Source organism: Jonesia denitrificans DSM 20603 (genome assembly GCF_000024065.1).
Lineage (GTDB): Bacteria > Actinomycetota > Actinomycetes > Actinomycetales > Cellulomonadaceae > Jonesia > Jonesia denitrificans.
The window spans coordinates 2291950-2308853 of record NC_013174.1 but is presented as its reverse complement, the minus strand read 5'-3'; the positions used below and the strand labels follow the sequence as shown (position 1 = coordinate 2308853).

The following is a 16904-nucleotide window of genomic DNA, read 5'->3' as shown; positions in this document are numbered from 1 at the left end:
GTACTGGGGCCACTTCGTCACCTGCATCGCCGGTTCAGCGCCGGCAACGAGGTGGGAAAGCGCATGAACCAGTTACAACACGGGCAACATGCGACCAAGGTCAGGGATCCCGCCAGCTGTGTGCGCGGGACGTAACGCCGCTGCGAGGTCCGCAGTGTTGTAGTCTCGCCGACCCGTGGCAAGGTCGATCCACAGTCCAGGATCCGTGACCTCCAGGGAGAAGCCTCCACGGGTCACAATGATGGCGAGGAGCTCTACCGCGACAAGCCGTTGTGCCGCTGGGTCAACGGGAGTGTTCCCTGCGGTCATGTCAACAATGCCGTGGAAGGACTTTTCCAGGTCACGTGCGTGCACGACGACTTCAATGAGCCGGGAAACGATGAGGTCACGCAGGGTGATTGGGCCACGTCGGGCCGCGACAACGGTGTGACTGTCCTGCGGAAACGCCTCAAGAGCTGCCAGCGCAGAGGTGAACTGAGTACGAAGGTAGGCCAGGAGAGAACCGTCGAGTTCGTGGGCTTGCAGTCGCGCCGACTGTGCGATCTGTTGCGCGCGTTCTGGGTAGGTCCCCAAATATTCGGCGAGAGTCAGGGGTGCGATTCCGGGTGGGGCAACCTCGGCGAGAATAACAGCGTCCATGGATTTGCCGATGTGCGTGACGAGTTCCCGGTTGGTCCACGTGGGCAGTGAGGAGGGTTTGTGTGCGTGGTGGAGGAGGGAGTCACCTAATGGGGTGAGCCACGTCAGGACACGACTGGTTGCGGTGGTCAGGTGTGCGGTGAGCGCGGCTATGTCGTGTGTCATGGTGTCCTCCACGGCGAACATGAAAGGGGCGGTTATGGGGTTGGACGTGGGGTGGGTCTGGTGCGCAAAAAGCGGGTGATCATGGGGGCGAGCTGGTCAAATTCGATGAGGAACCCGTCGTGTCCGTAGTCGGAGTACACGGTTTCTAGCGGTTCAGCACCGGGGACGTGCGCGCAGATTCGTTGGGATTCCCGGGGAAGGAATAGCCGGTCGGAGTCGACTGCGACAACGAGCATGGGGCTGGTGATGGACCGCAGTGCGGTGGCCACTCCACCGCGGTCGCGACCCAGGTCATGGGTGAGCATTGCTTGGGTGAGCACAATGTAGGAGTTTGCGTCGAACCGTCGCGCGAGTTTGTCAGCGTGGTGGTCAAGGTAGGACTGAATGGCGAATCGGCCACCGAACATGGGGTCTTCGGCGTGTTGGGGGATACGGCCAAAGCGTTTGTCGAGTTCTTTGGCGCTGCGATACGTGGTGTGGGCGATCTGCCGGGCTATGCCAAGCCCACGGTGGGGGCCGTGCCCATCGGGTTGGTCGTAGTAGTCACCATCATGGAAGTTGGGGTCGGCTTCAATGGCTGCGATTTGTGGGTGTGCCCAGGCGATTTGGTCTCCTGTGGTTTGTGCCGATGCGGCGACAATACCGGTGGAGTGGACCGTGATGTTCGATTCGGGGCCCATGATGGCCCATTCCAAGGCGCGTAGTCCACCCATGGATCCACCAACGACGAACCGCCATTGGGTGATCCCTAGGTGGTGGGTGAGGGCTATCTCGGCGGCGACTTGGTCACGGATGGTAATGACAGGGAATTGGGACCCGTAGGGGCGGCCATCTGGTGCAGGTGAGGAAGGGCCGGTGGTTCCTTGGCAGCCGCCAAGCACGTTGGGGGCAACAACAAAGTACTTTGTGGTGTCGATGGGGGCGCCTGGGCCGACCATTGCTTCCCACCAGCCTGGTGCTGCCGGGTCGAGCGGGGTCGCAGAGGGTGCTGCGGTGCGCGTTGTCCCTCTGGTGGGGGTGGCACGGGTAGATGCAGGGTCACGAGGGGAAAGGTTCCGGGTGACGTGGGTGTCGCCGGTGAGGGCGTGCAGGACAAGGATCGCGTTGTCGCCACGTTCGTTGAGGGTGCCCCAGGTTTGGTAGGCCATGGTGACAGTGGGAAGGACGTGCCCGGTTTCGAGGGTGAGGTCGCCGATCTCCACGAGAGTGCGTTGACCGGGGTCGTCGTCGCTGCGCCATGCAGCTGATGCCACAACGTCTTTGGCGCGCCGCGACGGTGGGCGCACTGGGGTGTCCAGTCGCGTCCACGACGAGGTCGGGGAGTGGGGCGTGTGCGTCATGGTGTTTTGATCTTGCCTGATGTTGGTGGGGTGTGCGCGCTGTGCCTTGCATGTGAGACACAGCGCGCACCTGTGGCAGTGGGGGCTTAGCTCAGGTTTTTCACTGCCTCGAAGCCTCGTTCGAGGTCGGCGAGAATGTCATCAATGTGTTCGATACCCACGGACAGCCGGACCATGCCTGGTGTGATTCCTGACTTGGCGAGTTCGTCTGTGGTGAGTTGGGAGTGGGTGGTCGACGCAGGGTGGATGACCAATGACCGCACATCGCCAATGTTGGCCACGTTGGAGTGCAGTTCAAGTGCTGACACGAAGGCTTGTCCTGCTTCGGTTCCACCAGTGAGGTCGAACGCGATGATAGCGCCGGCACCTCGGGGAGCGTACTTTTGTGCGCGGGCATGCCATGGGGAGGATTCCAGGCCTGCGTAGTGGATGGCGCCCACGTCGTGTCGCTGTTCCAGCCATTGGGCGACTTTGGTGGCGTTGTCGACGTGGCGTTCCACGCGCAGGGACAGGGTTTCTAGACCTTGTGCGATGAGGAACGCGTTGAAGGGCGAGATTGCTGCGCCGAGGTCGCGCAGGAGTTGGACGCGGGCTTTGAGGATGAATGCGAGGTTAGCCCCAAGAATTCCGCCCACGCCGAGATCGCGTGCATAGACCAAGCCGTTGTAGCTGGGGTCGGGTTGGTTGTAGTTGGGGAAACGTTCGGGGTGTTGGGCGAAGTCGAAGTTCCCGGAGTCGACGATGACCCCGCCGATTGCTGCACCGTGCCCACCGAGGTATTTGGTGGCTGAGTGGATAACAATGTCGGCGCCCCATTCGATAGGACGGATGAGGTAGGGGGTGGCGACCGTGTTATCCACGATGAGGGGAAGCCCGCTGTCATGGGCAGCAGTGGCCACGGCTTCAATGTCGAGGATGTCAGCTTGAGGGTTGGGGATTGTTTCGGCGAAGAAGAGTTTCGTGTTGTCCTTGACCGCAGCCTGCCACTGGTTGGTGTCATGGGGGTCGGACACGAAAGTCACCTCGACGCCGAGTTTGCGCAGGGTGTGGGCGAGGAGGTTGTAGGTGCCACCGTAAAGGGAGGGGGAGGCGACAATGTGGTCGCCGGCTTCTGCGATGTTGAGGATTGCGAAGGTGGTTGCTGCTTGCCCTGAGGAAAGGAGGAGGGCACCGACACCTCCTTCAAGTGAGGCGATGCGGTCTTCGACGGCGCTTTGGGTGGGGTTACCGATCCGAGTGTAGATCGGTCCAAGGTCTTTGAGGGCGAATCGGTCGGCGGCGACCTCTGCGGTGGGGAACACGAATGATGTGGTTTGGTAGATGGGCAGGGCGCGGGCACCGGTTTGCTCATCGGGGGTTTGGCCGACGTGGATTTGGCGGGTTTCAAAAGACCATTGTGCTGATGACATGGGGTTCTCCGGGGGAGTGCGGGCGGGTACGGGCAGCGAGTGTGGGGTGCTGTGCGTCGGTGCGTGCTCGCCCCGGGCGGTAAGGACCGCTGCGCCGGTACGCGGGTGTGCGGCGGCGGGGACTACGAGGCGAACGTGGGCACGTGGGTGCTCAGCAGTGGTCGGTGGGACAACACATTCGCCTGATCATGGTTTAACGATGGCATGGGTTGTGCGTGCTGAGAAGATCAGGCGGGTGGTTTTCTCACTCCGCGGACACCATGTGAAACATCTTGTTTCACGATGCGGTATTTCCGTGGTTTTTCTTTGTTCCGTGGGCGATCGTGTCGATCCGCTGAAGACAACGCCTCACCATGGGGAGTGCAAGGTCCGTGAGAACTCCCCATCTCGCAGGTAGTCTGGACCTACCGCATCAGCCCGCAGGAAGCAGACCATGACGTCACCAGGCACCCCACACCGTCGGCGTAGAGCCATCACCGCAGCCCTCGTGTGCGCGCTGACAGCCACTGTTGCCACACCAGCCGGCGCCGACCCCACTGACGACCCGTCACCGTCAGAATCGATCACAACGCGAGCACACGACGTTGCAGCACTTGACGTAGAAATCGCACAACTCGAACAACAAGTCGACGACGCGTACACGGCCGTCATCTCCGCAGGCGAAGACTACCTGGTAGCGGAACAAGAATTTCACGAACAAGAACAGTTCGCTGACAGTGCTCGCCAACGGGCCCTCGAAGCGCGCGAACGCGCCGACGCATCACGGATCTTTGTCGCCCGCATGGCCCGTGAATCATCACGATCCAGTTACGTACTTGATACCCTCAGCGCACTCCTCACCTCCAACGGACTTGACCAAGCCATCACCGAAGCCAACGCGCTTGAGGCCGTCACTGACAAAGCAGACCAGCGCATTCAACAGTTCCAAGCCGACCAAGTCGTCGCCGATGTCCTGGAACGCGCAGCCAATGACGCAACGCAAGAAGCACGAGCCAAACGGGATGCAGCATCCGAAGCGCTCCAACACTCACAGGTCCTGCAAACCCAGGCAGAAGCCCAAGCCGCGCAAGCTCAAACCCAGCGCGAAGACCTTCTTGCCCAACTCGCAGAAGCACGCCAAACCTCCATCGCACAAGAGCAGGCACGCCAAGAACGACTCGCACAAGAACGAGCGGAACGCGAAGCGCAAGAAGCCCGAGATCGCATCGAACGCGAAGAACAAGACCGTGACGGTGTCACCGTGGGTGAAGTGCCGCGCCCAGGGGACAACGATGCCCCCAACACCCCAGATCCGACCCCAACACGGACGCAGGACCCAGACCCTCAACCCACTCGGACACCCACACCTGACCCGGCCCCCACCCGGACGCAGGACCCAGACCCTCAGCCCACCCGTACGCCTACACCTGACCCCACCCCAACCCGGACGCCCACACCGGACCCCACCCCCACGCGCAACCCAGATCCTGAACCCACCAAAGCCCCAGAACCTGCACCACCCAGCTCAGACCTGGGCAAAGGCACCTCAGTGGGAAGCGCGGCACAGGGGCGTGCTGCCGTTGCGGCAGCAAAAAAGCGCATCGGGAAGCCCTACAAACTCGGCGGATCCGGCCCCACCTACTTTGACTGCTCCGGACTCACCTCAACCGCCTGGGCCGAAGCTGGAGTGAGCATCACCCGCACATCACGGTCGCAATACCAACGCGTCAAAAAAATCTCCATGTCCAACATGCGTCCCGGTGACCTGCTGTTCTGGGGGTCCAATACCTCTAACCCCTCAACGATCTACCACGTTGCCATGTATGTCGGAGGGGGACAAATGATTGAAGCGGCCCGCCCTGGTATCCCGGTCAAAATCACGTCCGTGCGCTACGACACCCAACTATTCCCCTACGCTGGACGCCCCTGATCGCAGCAACAGTATGCGCACTGGACGCTCGCAGTGGGAACTTCGTGACACAAAAGATGGGGCCACGCGACATTGCGTGGCCCCATTCCTGCACAACAAACTTCAGTGTGCCTCAGGAAGTTCATAGTCATACCCAGCGTCTTTTGCCCGCTGGAACGACCGCATAATCTCCTCTTCGGCTTCCTTCCGACCAACCCAGTGTGCTCCCTCAACTGACTTCCCAGGTTCCAAGTCCTTATACACCTCAAAGAAGTGTTGAACTTCAAGCCGGTGGAAGTCAGACACATCATCAATGTCTTGACGCCATGCAGCACGTTGGTCACCCAACGGCACACACAACACCTTGTCATCGCCGCCAGCCTCATCAGCCATGCGGAACATCCCCAGAGCACGGCACCGGATCAAGCAGCCAGGGAACGTAGGTTCCTCGAGCAACACCAGTGCATCTAACGGGTCTCCGTCTTCACCAAGAGTTCCCTCAATGAAGCCATAGTCGTCCGGATACCGGGTCGAGGTAAAGAGCATACGGTCAAGTCGGATCCGTCCGCTTCCATGGTCAACTTCGTACTTGTTTCGTTGACCTTTTGGAATCTCGATAGTGACGTCGAACTCCACTGGTTCCTCCATCGCACCTTTGCCTTGGCGGGTTACGCGCCCAGGAGGTGATTTCCCTAGACTGGTATCTGGTCGGTTTGACCACTTTCAAGAGTAAACGACGTTGACCCTCCGCGGCTCACCAGAGAACTGTGATCCGTGTCGAGGGTCAACGGTCCTATGTGACGCACGGTACGCTTGGGGTCTGAGCATCAGGCGTGCGGGCTCGGTGCTGAACGCAGTGTGGAAGCAGGATGACGTGGGGTTAATGTCAAAAATCGTCGCAGGGACGCTCACTGCTGCGCTCCTCGTGACGGGCGGTTACGTGTGGGCCGATATCAACGATCTGGTACCCGGTTTCCTCACCAACGCAGAACCCATCCCACCAGCACTCCCCTTCCCCACCGTGACGGGACCAGACCCCGCCACCAGCCCAGCAGATCCCCTGCCCATTCTTGACGGGAAAGGCGCCCCCATCACCGGGGATACCATCGCAACTCTTGCTGCGAAGCTCGCTAAGAATAAAGACACGTTGGGTCCCTCAGTTGCCGTTGTTGTCTCCGACACGTTCACTGGTGACCCCATCACCGCTGTCAACGCAGACACCCCCATTGTTGCTGCCAGCGTCCAAAAAATCCTCACCGGCCTTGCTGCCATGGACGTCCTCGACCCGAACTCCCGCATCTCCACCACCGTCGTCCAAGCAGGGAACAACACCTTGTACTTAGTAGGCGGTGGAGACATGATGCTCGCCGCCAACACTGGTGACCCTGACGCGGTCAATGGTCATGCCGGGATGCGCAACCTCGCCGAAGACACCGCAGCGTCGCTGAAACTCACCGGCCGCACCACCATCAACCTCTACCTTGACGACTCGCTATTCACCGGATCACCCACCGGCCCCTGGGCAGACGACATCCCCCCATTGGGTTACGCTGCAGCCGTCCACGCCATCGGTGTCGATGTAGGTCGTCAACGCGAAGGGACCTACGCGCCGAGGTACGCAGACCCTGCAACCCACGCGCTCACCACATTTGCTGACCACCTCACTGAACTGGGCATCACCGTCACCAACACCCCCAGTCGCCGTGTCTTAGACCGCGATGGGTATGCCGCCACAATCGACGACGAACGTGTCATTGCCAGTGTGCAATCAGCGACCGTCGGGGAAATCGTCGACTACTTCCTGAAAACCTCTGACAACACCATCACTGAAGTCATGGGCCGACTCGTCGCTGTCGAACGCGGACTACCAGGTACCTTCGACGGTGCCACCACCGCCGTGATCCAAGCCCTAACAACCATGGGACTCGACACGACCGGAGTCGACCTCGTTGACTGCTCCGGACTCGGCGACACCTCCACAGTCACCGCAAGCCTCATCAACGAGGCCATCAACACCATGGCCCAAGCCCCCGCCTACCGCCAAGCCGTGCGCGGCATGGCAGTCGCTGCCTACGACGGAACCCTCAACGACCGGTACACCAACCGCAACGGCAGAGGACTTGTCCGCGCCAAAACTGGTTCCTTACCCGGAGTGACCGCACTCGCAGGAACTCTTCTCACCCTTGATGACCGCACCCTCACCTTCACGATCATCGCTGACGACCTCCCCGATGGGGGGCCGTGGGCAGCCCGTCAGGCAATGGACGCCTTCGTTGAGCAACTTTCTGAATGCGGGTGCTCATGACACAACGAACCCCCTCCCAAGAATGGATGAGATCCGCACGGCTCGCCGCACGGATCGTACGACCTGGACCACAGGTCTCACCCGCGAAAGCGTACGACGTTGTTGAAGGGTTGAGAGCAGCAGGCCACCGTGCCGCTGAACTTGTTCCAGAACTTGCTGGACTCCCAGCCCCCACCGGGCTTCTCTCACATGTCAGCGTTGTTGACCGGCGGGGGTGGACGATCACAGCTGCCCGGTCCATGGATCACCTATTAGGTTTGTCCACTGCCCACGCGGTTGAGGGTAAACCGGACCCTACTGACGTCACCTCAGGTGTCGAAGTCATGGCGACCTTAACGTTTCTCTCCCAACGCATCCTTGGACAATTTGACCCGTTCGGGCCCTCACTGGCCACTTCGCCGCCCCCCGCTGATACGTCAGTTGCTGACCCTCAGCCCGCCAACGCTTCGGCACAGGCCACATCGAGTACGCCACCAGGAAATCTTGTCCTTGTTGCCCCCAATGTTCTTGCCACTCAACGGGCCATGGTCGTCGACTTTGACGACTTCGCACTGTGGATCGCCCTCCACGAACAAACCCACGCACTTCAGTTCCACCACGCACCGTGGCTTGCCACCTACATGAAAGACAAAGCCGGTGAACTCATTAACGGGTTCCCCACCGAGTCGTCCCTTTTCGACTGGGTGCGGGCAGTCGCCTCAGTGCTTCGTGGTGGCCCATCAGTCTTTGACCACGTCCTCGACACGGCGCAACGCAACACACTGAGCTCAGTACTTGCTGTCATGTCGGTCTTGGAAGGTCACGCCGACACTGTCATGGACAATGTGTCCCACCGTGATATTCCCAGCGCGCGAGCCCTTCGCCGCCGCTTCGACGCCCGCCGCAATGCTCTGACCAGACGTCAAGAAATCATTGGTCGGCTCCTGGGGGCGCACCTCAAATCGGACCAGTACCGGGTTGGTGCCCGGTTCGTCCGCCATGTCATGTCCACCGCTGGACCTGACACCTTCCACCAGATTTGGCGCTCACCCGACCACATGCCCACCACCACGGAACTCGACGAACCCGATACCTGGATCGCCCGGATCGCACACTAGTCACCATGGCATACCTCCCTCCCGCGCTCGCGCAGGCGCGGACCGCGCTCACCTCCATGATGGCCGATGCGCCTCCCGGTACCCGCGTTGCAGTGGCCTGCTCCGGTGGCGCTGACTCCCTGGCCGTTGCTGCGACCCTTGCGCATGTTGGACCACGCCGCGGATGGCAGATCAGCGCCTTCATTGTGGACCACGACCTGCATCCAGATTCTGCTCAGGTGAGCGTGGTGGCCGCACGGCAACTGATTGACCTGGGGTTTCCCCACGTGACCATCACCCGGGTCACGGTTGCGCACGGACCTGGCCATGGCGGCCCAGAAGCGGCTGCCCGCACAGCGCGCTACGCCGCACTGGATCGACTTCGCACCCAACACGGCGTGGACGTCATCCTTCTCGGCCACACCCGCGATGACCAAGCAGAGTCCGTCCTGCTTGGTTTGGCCCGCGGTTCCGGGGCACGCTCCTTATCCGGGATCAGACCTCGCACCGGCCACTATGTACGTCCCTTTCTCTCCCTGACTCGCGCCGCCACAGAAGAGATCTGTTCTCTGCATGAGGTCAACGTCTGGCATGACCCCACAAACACCGATATCACCCCTCAAGGACCGCTGCGCTCCCAGGTGCGCGGAGTTGTGATCCCCCTCATGGAGAACGTGTTGGGGCCAGGTGTCGCTGATGCTCTCGCACGCACTGCGGACCTCCTCCATGCTGACGCTGAAGCGCTTGAGCAATGGGCCCGTACCGCACAAGCCGATGTGACAATCACCACCACCAACACGGCTGAGGGGCAGGTGCACCTTGACCTCACCGCGCTCGCTGCCCTCCCAACCGCCATTCGGCACCGGGTACTGCGTGCTACCGCCCTGGCAGTGGGCGCCCCCGCATCGGCAGTGTCATTACGGCACATCCACGCACTAGATCACCTCATCACCCAGTGGCACGGGCAAGGGCCAACGTACTTGCCTGGGGCCATCTCAGTGAGACGGCAAAGTGGCACCCTCGTCTTTGAACCGCCTACTGTATGAAGAAGCACGACCCCTCACCCTGACTTGCAAGGAGAATGCCCCGTGGGTTCAGCACAACCCTCAGATATCGCCAAGGTCCTCCTCACCGAGGAGCAAATCGCCACCCGACTCGGCGAGATGGCAGCAGACGTCGATCGAGACTATCAGGGACGCGACCTCCTCCTTGTCGGTGTCCTCAAAGGCGCGGTCATGGTGATGGCTGACCTGTCACGTGCGTTACAGCACGAGACTGTCGCCATGGACTGGATGGCGGTGTCCTCCTACGGTTCTGGCACTCGTTCCTCCGGTGTGGTGCGTATCCTCAAAGACCTAGACACCGACCTCGAAGGCCGCCACGTGCTTATCGTGGAGGACATTATTGACTCTGGACTGACCTTGTCCTGGTTGATCTCCAACCTCAAGTCCCGTGGGCCTGCGTCCCTGGAAGTCGCCACGATGTTCCGCAAACCAGAGGCCGCCCAAGCTGATGTCGATGTGCGGTATGTAGGTTTTGACCTGCCTAACGAGTTTCTTGTGGGGTATGGCCTCGACTGGGCGGAAAAGTACCGCACACTGCCGTATGTTGCCACGCTCGCACCACATCTGTACTCCTAGGTCGCACCCAGACAACTGTCAGTGACACCCGATAACCTCAAAAACACCTCGCGGTGCAAGATCACACACCAGATCTTCGCGCCCGTGGCGAACAAGCGTGCAAACAGGCGCGAAAACTCGACCACAGCGTGTAGTTTTCTCATATCCGCACGTGCGTCAACTGAGTGGAAGGAATCGGGGTACCCCGGCCGCCGATGAATAAGAAGCGAATCCTTAGTGGGCCGATCATCTGGATCGTGCTTGCCGTTGTGCTGCTCGCCATTGCGGGCACCATGTTCTTTGGGGAGCGTGTCGGTCGCATTGACACCTCCCAAGGGATGGAACTGCTCAAGGGTGATACCGTCACGCAAGCGCTCATTGTGGACGGTGACCAGCGTGTCCGCCTGACCCTCAGTGAACCCTTCACAGAAGGGGAAGACGACTACGGAAAACTCGTTGAGTTCTACTACGTTGCCCCCCAAGGACCAGGTGTCGTTGAGGCCGTAGAAAATGCAGACCTCAAGGATGGTTACAACTCGGAGATTGCACGTGCGAACTTCCTGGTGTCCATGCTCTCCATCATTATTCCCTTCCTCATCATTGGGATTTTGTTCTTCTTCCTCATTTCGCGGATGCAGGGTGGGCGTGGGGCCATGGGGTTTGGCCGATCCAAAGCGAAACTGGCCAACAAAGACATGCCACAGGTCACCTTCTCGGATGTAGCAGGTGCCGATGAAGCTGTGGAAGAACTGCGCGAAATCAAAGAGTTCCTCTCCGAACCTGCGAAATTCCAAGCAGTGGGCGCAAAAATCCCCAAAGGTGTTTTACTCTACGGCCCTCCGGGAACCGGGAAAACCCTCCTTGCGCGAGCAGTAGCCGGTGAGGCGGGCGTTCCCTTCTTCTCGATCTCAGGGTCGGACTTTGTCGAAATGTTTGTTGGTGTGGGTGCGTCCCGTGTGCGCGACCTCTTCCAACAAGCTAAAGAGAACTCTCCCGCCATTATCTTCGTTGATGAAATTGATGCAGTGGGACGCCACCGTGGCGCCGGTATGGGTGGCGGACACGATGAACGTGAACAAACACTGAACCAACTGCTCGTTGAGATGGACGGGTTCGACGTCAAAACCAACGTGATTCTCATTGCGGCCACCAACCGTCCAGACATTTTGGATCCGGCCTTACTGCGTCCAGGACGTTTTGACCGCCAAATTTCGGTCGACCCCCCAGACCTCAAAGGCCGCGAGGCAATCCTCAAAGTCCACGCGCAAGGAAAACCTGTGGTGGATTCCGTTGACCTCCACTCGGTAGCGAAGCGGACCCCTGGATTCTCCGGTGCTGACCTCGCTAACGTTCTGAATGAAGCGGCCCTGCTTACGGCACGTTCAGGAGCTCAACTGATCGATGATCGTGCGCTTGACGAAGCAATTGACCGCGTGATCGCCGGACCGCAAAAACGCACCCGGGTGATGAACGCCCACGAACTCAAGAACACCGCCTACCACGAAGGTGGACACGCGCTGGTGGCTGCTGCGATGCGTCACACCGACCCTGTCACGAAAGTGACAATCCTGCCCCGTGGTCGTGCTCTTGGTTACACCATGGTCATGCCATCAGAGGACCGATACTCCAAGACACGCAACGAGCTTCTTGACGACATGGCCTACGCCATGGGTGGACGAGTGGCGGAAGAGCTCGTGTTTAAGGACCCCACAACAGGCGCGTCCAACGACATTGAGAAAGCGACTCAGACCGCCTACAAGATGGTGACGAAGTACGGGATGAGCTCACGAGTGGGCACCATAGACCTGGGACAAGGCGGCGGTGAACCACTATATGGGTACCAACAGGGCCAGGGTGGGCGCACACCATCACCACAGGTTGCTAACACCATTGACGCTGAAGTACGTGAACTTCTTGACGCCGCGAACAAAGAAGCGTGGGAAGTGCTCACACAATACCGTGACGTACTGGACCACCTTGTCGTAGAACTGCTTGAGAAGGAAACCCTCAACGAAGCAGAACTCGCTGACATCTTCGCACCAGTGCAAAAACGACCAGAACGACCAGTCTGGCATTCGTCACCTGATCGTCCTCTCCATGACGCACCCGGGCCTGTTGACACACCTGCACAAGCTTCAGCACAACCGGATGTGAGCGGTGAGGGCATCGTTGTTGGCCCACACACAGATGACGAACCACCCACCGATCCACAACCGGGGGACACATCAAACCCCCGCGACACTCCATGAGGCCCACTGTGACATCACCACGTGATCCCCTGGCAGGCGTACCAGGGGAGGTTGACCTAGATCGGGCTGCAGCCGCTGTCCGTGAACTACTGACAGCGGTGGGGGAGGACCCTGACCGTGAAGGACTTCGCGACACGCCTCGTCGGGTCGCGAAAGCGTACGCTGAAGTGTTTGCAGGATTGCGTCAAAACCCCACAGATGTTCTCAACACAGTGTTCGACATCGGGCACGACGAGATGATTCTCGTTCGAGACATCGACGTGTATTCGACGTGCGAGCATCACCTTGTTCCCTTTCATGGGGTTGCCCACGTGGGGTACATCCCCGGTGAAGATGGTCGGGTTACCGGTCTGTCAAAGCTTGCACGTCTTGTTGACGTCTACGCTAAACGCCCCCAAGTTCAAGAGCGCCTGACGACCCAAATCGCCGATTCACTGGTGGACGTGCTCCACCCACGCGGTGTCATTGTTGTGGTGGAGTGTGAGCACCTCTGCATGACCATGCGTGGTGTGCGCAAACCAGGTGCTCGCACGATCACGTCCGCGGTCCGTGGGCAGTTGCGCGATCCGGCGACCCGCGCGGAAGCTATGAGTTTGATCGTTGGAAAGTAACGCAAGGACCGAATCATTGTGAATCGCCGGCACCCTCTCGCACTTCCCCCGCACCTGCGGGCACTTGATCGAACGCTCATTATGGGTGTGGTGAATGTCACTCCTGATTCCTTCTCTGATGGTGGGCGCCACTTTGATGCGCATGCGGGAGTGGCCCATGGCCTCGCCCTGGTGGCCCAGGGGGCAGACATCGTTGACGTGGGGGGAGAATCGACTCGACCAGGGGCTCCCCGAGTTGCACAGGATGAGGAACTGCGCCGTGTTCTTCCCGTCGTGGAAGAGCTGGCACAGCAAGGAGTGGTTGTGTCAGTGGACACAACCCGCGCCTCAGTGGCGCAGGCAGCAGTTCAGGCGGGTGCGGTCATGATCAATGATGTGTCAGGTGGGCTTGCTGACTCTGACATGGCCGGTGTCGCTGCCGAAACCGGCGCAGTCTATGTGGCCATGCATTGGCGTGGCCACGCGCAGGTGATGGACGATCACGACCGCTATGTCGATGTTGTATCAGACGTGTCTATGGAACTCCTTACCCGGGTAGAGAACCTGCGTGATGCGGGTGTGAGTCCAGACAATATTGTGGTAGATCCAGGATTGGGATTTTCGAAAACTGGTGCGAACAATTGGCCGTTGCTGCGGCATGTCGCTCAACTCAACGAACTGGGGTATCCCCTCCTCATTGGGGCGTCCCGGAAGCGCTTTTTGGGGCGTCTTCTTGCTGGTCCCGACGGTCAACCAGTGCCGCCGTCGGCGCGTGACGATGCGACCGCAGCGGTGACGGCACTCGTCGCGGCGCACGGCGCTTGGTGCGTGCGAGTCCACGATGTGGCAAAGTCGGTGGCAGCGGCACGGGTGGGGGACGCGTGGGCGGCATCGTAACAACACCACGACCAGTGGGGAGCAGTGCCCATCGTGAAAGTGTCATGGATCTCAGGGCCAGTGCCGATGAGTGAGAAGAGTCGCCCAACCGGTCTTCTTACGCTACCGGCTGGTTCGACCTACTGAACAACCACTAAGATTGCGGGCGCAGGGGTGTTCACCACAACAGGTGCATCCGCCACGACGAAGGGTACGTAATGAACGCTGGTGAGACTCGGAGCCGAGCCGCACTGGATGACAACGACACGATCACACTGACCGGTCTTCAAGCGACCGGGTACCACGGCGTGTTGTCCAGTGAACGGGACAATGGCCAAACGTTCATTGTGGATGTCACCCTTGCCCTCGACACTCAGGTAGCTGCACGCACAGATGACCTGACTGAAACTGTGAACTATGCACTGCTCGCGGAGGACATCCATGGTGTGATCACGGGTGAACCGGTCAACCTCATTGAGACCCTGGCGCAAAAGATTGCAGAGACCGTCCTGTCCTACGCTCAGGTCAGTGCGTGCACCGTGACTGTCCATAAACCACAGGCACCTATCAGTGTGGCCTTTGGTGATGTTGCTGTGACGATCTCACGCACCCAAGATGATCTTGTCGCTGGTGGCGTCTACGCCTCCGCGCCGGTGCATGAGGAACCGGCTTCACCTGGTGCCCCCGTTGCAGGGGAGGAACCAGTCGTGGACACGCTCGCTCCGTCGGCAGTGTCCGCCCAGGGGAACCTCCCTAGCTTTGACGAGTTCGTTCTTGGGGTGGAGACCCCTGCCGGTGGCATCCCCTCAACATCCGACTCGGCGCAGGACACCAGTTCCCCTGACTCGCACAATGAGGCTGACGAACCGTTCCTGCCCACACCAGGACATACGGGTTTCGTCCCGGTTGTGTCGGCCGCGGAACCGAGCACAGCTACAACAATGACTCCGATTGTGTCAGCGATGGCAGAGTCCTTGGACGCACAAGACGAGCACGAACCAACTGACTCTGCCGCATTGCACACCGTGGTCCCTACGGTCGCAGATGAGCAAACCCCCCAGTTCCCACACGTTGACTTGCCACAGGATCGCGACGTCATCATCCCGGTTCTGGAACCCGACGAACAAGACATCAACGGTTCGCACCCGCCATCACAAGAGTCACCGAACCCCACAGCTGCACGGGTGTCCTCTGACTTCTTCTCCGGTGTTGCCATGACGGGAACAATCCCCGTGGTTGCTGCTACACCAGCTGAACCTCGTCGTACTCCGACCCTGTCAGAACTCCTTGGCGGTGATGCTGACACGCCACTGGACATGTCCAAGCCACTGTTCGCCATGACGCAACTGCCAGAATCCGACTTGCCACCGTTGCCCAAGCCGTTCTTCGAGTCCGCACCAACACCGGCACCAGAACAAACACCAACACCGGCAGCCTCAGGTGCAGCACAGTCAACACCGCAACCAGAGGAACCACTCAACCATGACGACAGTGAGCCGCAGCTGACAGCGCTCACTGAAACAACCACCGCAACAGACGAACAACCCGTACCAGCTGACAGCCCTGCAGGTGCCAGCAGCGCCCCCCTAGCTGAACCCACGGCAACTCCGCAACTATCAGAACAACCGCAGGACTCGCATCGACAAGCAGACACCACCGCCCAGCCGCCACTAGCTGTTGAGGAACAACACAACGTTGCCCAGGAGCGCCTCCAGTCGCTCACACACTCACCAGCCCTCACCGAGGAAGACGACGCCCCGTATCAACCGGTGTTCGCCTACCAACCGTTACCGGGATTTGACCGGCAACGGTCACAACCATCACCGCAGAGCCCAGCACCCATCAGCGTGTCCAGCGAACCACAGCAGAATGTCGCAGTGACACCGCCGGTGACCGACCCAGTGACACCCACCGGATTAACACCGGACGATGTTGTGCAACGTGCAGTTCCTCCCGTGTCACGGTTCGCACCGGCTCGCCCGGACGAATACAGTGCGCCAGCGCAGAACAACTCTGCTTCACCCGCACACACAGGTGATCACGGTGCGTCTGAACCTCAACAGACAGCCGTCAACGCCCCTGCTGGGACCAGTGAAGTGCGCCCGGACGAGACCCCCCGTGCCTCGTCGCAGGAACACCTCAAGGCGCTGCGTGACTCCATCCTCAAAGAAGCTGAAGTTGCGAGTGGGGACAGCGACGCTGACGAAATCATGGATCGAGCCCCGGGGCAACCGGCTCGTGTCGTCCTTGCGTTGGGAGCTAACCTTGGGGATGCCCAACGGGCGTTGTCCGGCGCAGTGCATGCTTTGAAAGACACATTCGGGTTCACAGTCCTCGATATTGGCCCCCTCGCCCGCACAGGTGCTGTCGGTGGGCCAGACCAACCGGACTACCTCAACACGGTGATCGTTGGGGAAACGGAGCTGTCACCGCGAGAACTATTGCGTGCTACCCAGGCGATCGAGAACGCTCATGGACGCACCCGAGAGGAACGGTGGGGTCCGCGCACTCTTGACATTGACATCATCACCTATGAGGGAGTCAATGTGGCGAGTGCGGAACTGGAAATTCCACACCCTCGAGCGCACGAACGTGCTTTTGTTCTCGTGCCGTGGGCACAAATTGACCCAGATGCGGTGTTACCTGGGCTCGGGGGAGGGCCTGTGGCCGACCTTGCTGACACTGCCCCGGACCGTGCAGGTGTGCGCTGGTTGGCGCTTGATTGGGTCACCGGCGAGAACTGACCTG

13 protein-coding genes are annotated in these 16904 nt (G+C 60.1%); 9 read left to right on the top strand and 4 right to left on the bottom strand.

Annotated features, from left to right (window positions below):
• Nucleotides 1-72: 72 nt before the first annotated feature.
• The 3 genes from JDEN_RS10625 to JDEN_RS10615 all read right to left on the bottom strand — a co-directional run bounded on the left by JDEN_RS10625 (nt 73) and on the right by JDEN_RS10615 (nt 3553).
• Nucleotides 73-804, bottom strand: coding sequence for a maleylpyruvate isomerase N-terminal domain-containing protein (locus JDEN_RS10625; protein WP_015772378.1), 732 nt, complete (start codon nt 802-804; stop codon nt 73-75).
• A gap of 32 nt (nt 805-836) precedes the next feature.
• Nucleotides 837-2144 carry a homoserine O-acetyltransferase MetX gene (gene metX / locus JDEN_RS10620; protein WP_083775155.1) on the bottom strand — a complete coding sequence of 436 codons (1308 nt, stop codon included), beginning with the start codon at nt 2142-2144 and terminating at the stop codon, nt 837-839.
• Nucleotides 2145-2230: 86 nt separating this feature from the next.
• Complete coding sequence (locus JDEN_RS10615; RefSeq protein ID WP_015772376.1) at nt 2231-3553, bottom strand: bifunctional o-acetylhomoserine/o-acetylserine sulfhydrylase; 1323 nt, start codon at nt 3551-3553, stop codon at nt 2231-2233.
• Nucleotides 3554-3986: 433 nt separating this feature from the next.
• On the opposite strand from JDEN_RS10615, the gene JDEN_RS10610 reads away from it, so the two are divergent.
• On the top strand, nt 3987-5462 hold the full coding sequence (locus tag JDEN_RS10610) for a C40 family peptidase (RefSeq protein WP_015772375.1): 1476 nt from the start codon (nt 3987-3989) through the stop codon (nt 5460-5462).
• A gap of 102 nt (nt 5463-5564) precedes the next feature.
• Here the strand turns inward: JDEN_RS10610 and JDEN_RS10605 are convergent, their stop codons facing one another.
• A complete protein-coding gene (locus tag JDEN_RS10605) occupies nt 5565-6077 on the bottom strand; it encodes an inorganic diphosphatase (RefSeq protein WP_015772374.1) in 513 nt (170 codons plus the stop codon).
• 247 nt (nt 6078-6324) lie between these two features.
• On the opposite strand from JDEN_RS10605, the gene dacB reads away from it, so the two are divergent.
• The 8 genes from dacB (at nt 6325) to folK (ending at nt 16900) form a co-directional block, all read left to right on the top strand.
• Nucleotides 6325-7746 carry a D-alanyl-D-alanine carboxypeptidase/D-alanyl-D-alanine endopeptidase gene (gene dacB, locus JDEN_RS10600; RefSeq protein WP_041288471.1) on the top strand — a complete coding sequence of 474 codons (1422 nt, stop codon included), beginning with the start codon at nt 6325-6327 and terminating at the stop codon, nt 7744-7746.
• Nucleotides 7743-8843 carry a zinc-dependent metalloprotease gene (locus JDEN_RS10595; RefSeq protein WP_041288470.1) on the top strand — a complete coding sequence of 367 codons (1101 nt, stop codon included), beginning with the start codon at nt 7743-7745 and terminating at the stop codon, nt 8841-8843. Before dacB ends, JDEN_RS10595 begins: the two co-directional genes overlap by 4 nt.
• Before the next feature lie 5 nt (nt 8844-8848).
• A complete protein-coding gene (gene tilS / locus JDEN_RS13970) occupies nt 8849-9868 on the top strand; it encodes a tRNA lysidine(34) synthetase TilS (RefSeq protein WP_015772371.1) in 1020 nt (339 codons plus the stop codon).
• 42 nt (nt 9869-9910) lie between these two features.
• Entirely contained in the window at nt 9911-10462 is a 552-nt protein-coding gene (hpt, locus tag JDEN_RS13965; protein ID WP_015772370.1) for a hypoxanthine phosphoribosyltransferase, read from the top strand.
• Between the two features lie 194 nt (nt 10463-10656).
• Entirely contained in the window at nt 10657-12690 is a 2034-nt protein-coding gene (ftsH, locus tag JDEN_RS10580) for an ATP-dependent zinc metalloprotease FtsH (RefSeq protein WP_015772369.1), read from the top strand.
• Complete coding sequence (folE, locus tag JDEN_RS10575) at nt 12687-13301, top strand: GTP cyclohydrolase I FolE (RefSeq protein ID WP_049754477.1); 615 nt, start codon at nt 12687-12689, stop codon at nt 13299-13301. Before ftsH ends, folE begins: the two co-directional genes overlap by 4 nt.
• A gap of 18 nt (nt 13302-13319) precedes the next feature.
• Nucleotides 13320-14177 (top strand): dihydropteroate synthase, encoded by an 858-nt coding sequence (folP, locus tag JDEN_RS10570; RefSeq protein ID WP_015772367.1) that lies wholly within the window; start codon nt 13320-13322, stop codon nt 14175-14177.
• Between the two features lie 197 nt (nt 14178-14374).
• A complete protein-coding gene (folK, locus tag JDEN_RS14145) occupies nt 14375-16900 on the top strand; it encodes a 2-amino-4-hydroxy-6-hydroxymethyldihydropteridine diphosphokinase (RefSeq protein WP_015772366.1) in 2526 nt (841 codons plus the stop codon).
• Nucleotides 16901-16904 lie beyond the last annotated feature (4 nt).

Bases quoted from the DNA above. Each gene is read 5' to 3' on its own strand.
- JDEN_RS10625 (WP_015772378.1), bottom strand. From the start codon at position 804: ATGACACACGACATAGCCGCGCTCACCGCACACCTGACCACCGCAACC.
- metX (WP_083775155.1), bottom strand. From the start codon at position 2,144: ATGACGCACACGCCCCACTCCCCGACCTCGTCGTGGACGCGACTGGAC.
- JDEN_RS10615 (WP_015772376.1), bottom strand. From the start codon at position 3,553: ATGTCATCAGCACAATGGTCTTTTGAAACCCGCCAAATCCACGTCGGC.
- JDEN_RS10610 (WP_015772375.1), top strand. From the start codon at position 3,987: ATGACGTCACCAGGCACCCCACACCGTCGGCGTAGAGCCATCACCGCA.
- dacB (WP_041288471.1), top strand. From the start codon at position 6,325: ATGTCAAAAATCGTCGCAGGGACGCTCACTGCTGCGCTCCTCGTGACG.
- JDEN_RS10595 (WP_041288470.1), top strand. From the start codon at position 7,743: ATGACACAACGAACCCCCTCCCAAGAATGGATGAGATCCGCACGGCTC.
- tilS (WP_015772371.1), top strand. From the start codon at position 8,849: ATGGCATACCTCCCTCCCGCGCTCGCGCAGGCGCGGACCGCGCTCACC.
- ftsH (WP_015772369.1), top strand. From the start codon at position 10,657: ATGAATAAGAAGCGAATCCTTAGTGGGCCGATCATCTGGATCGTGCTT.
- folE (WP_049754477.1), top strand. From the start codon at position 12,687: ATGAGGCCCACTGTGACATCACCACGTGATCCCCTGGCAGGCGTACCA.
- folK (WP_015772366.1), top strand. From the start codon at position 14,375: ATGAACGCTGGTGAGACTCGGAGCCGAGCCGCACTGGATGACAACGAC.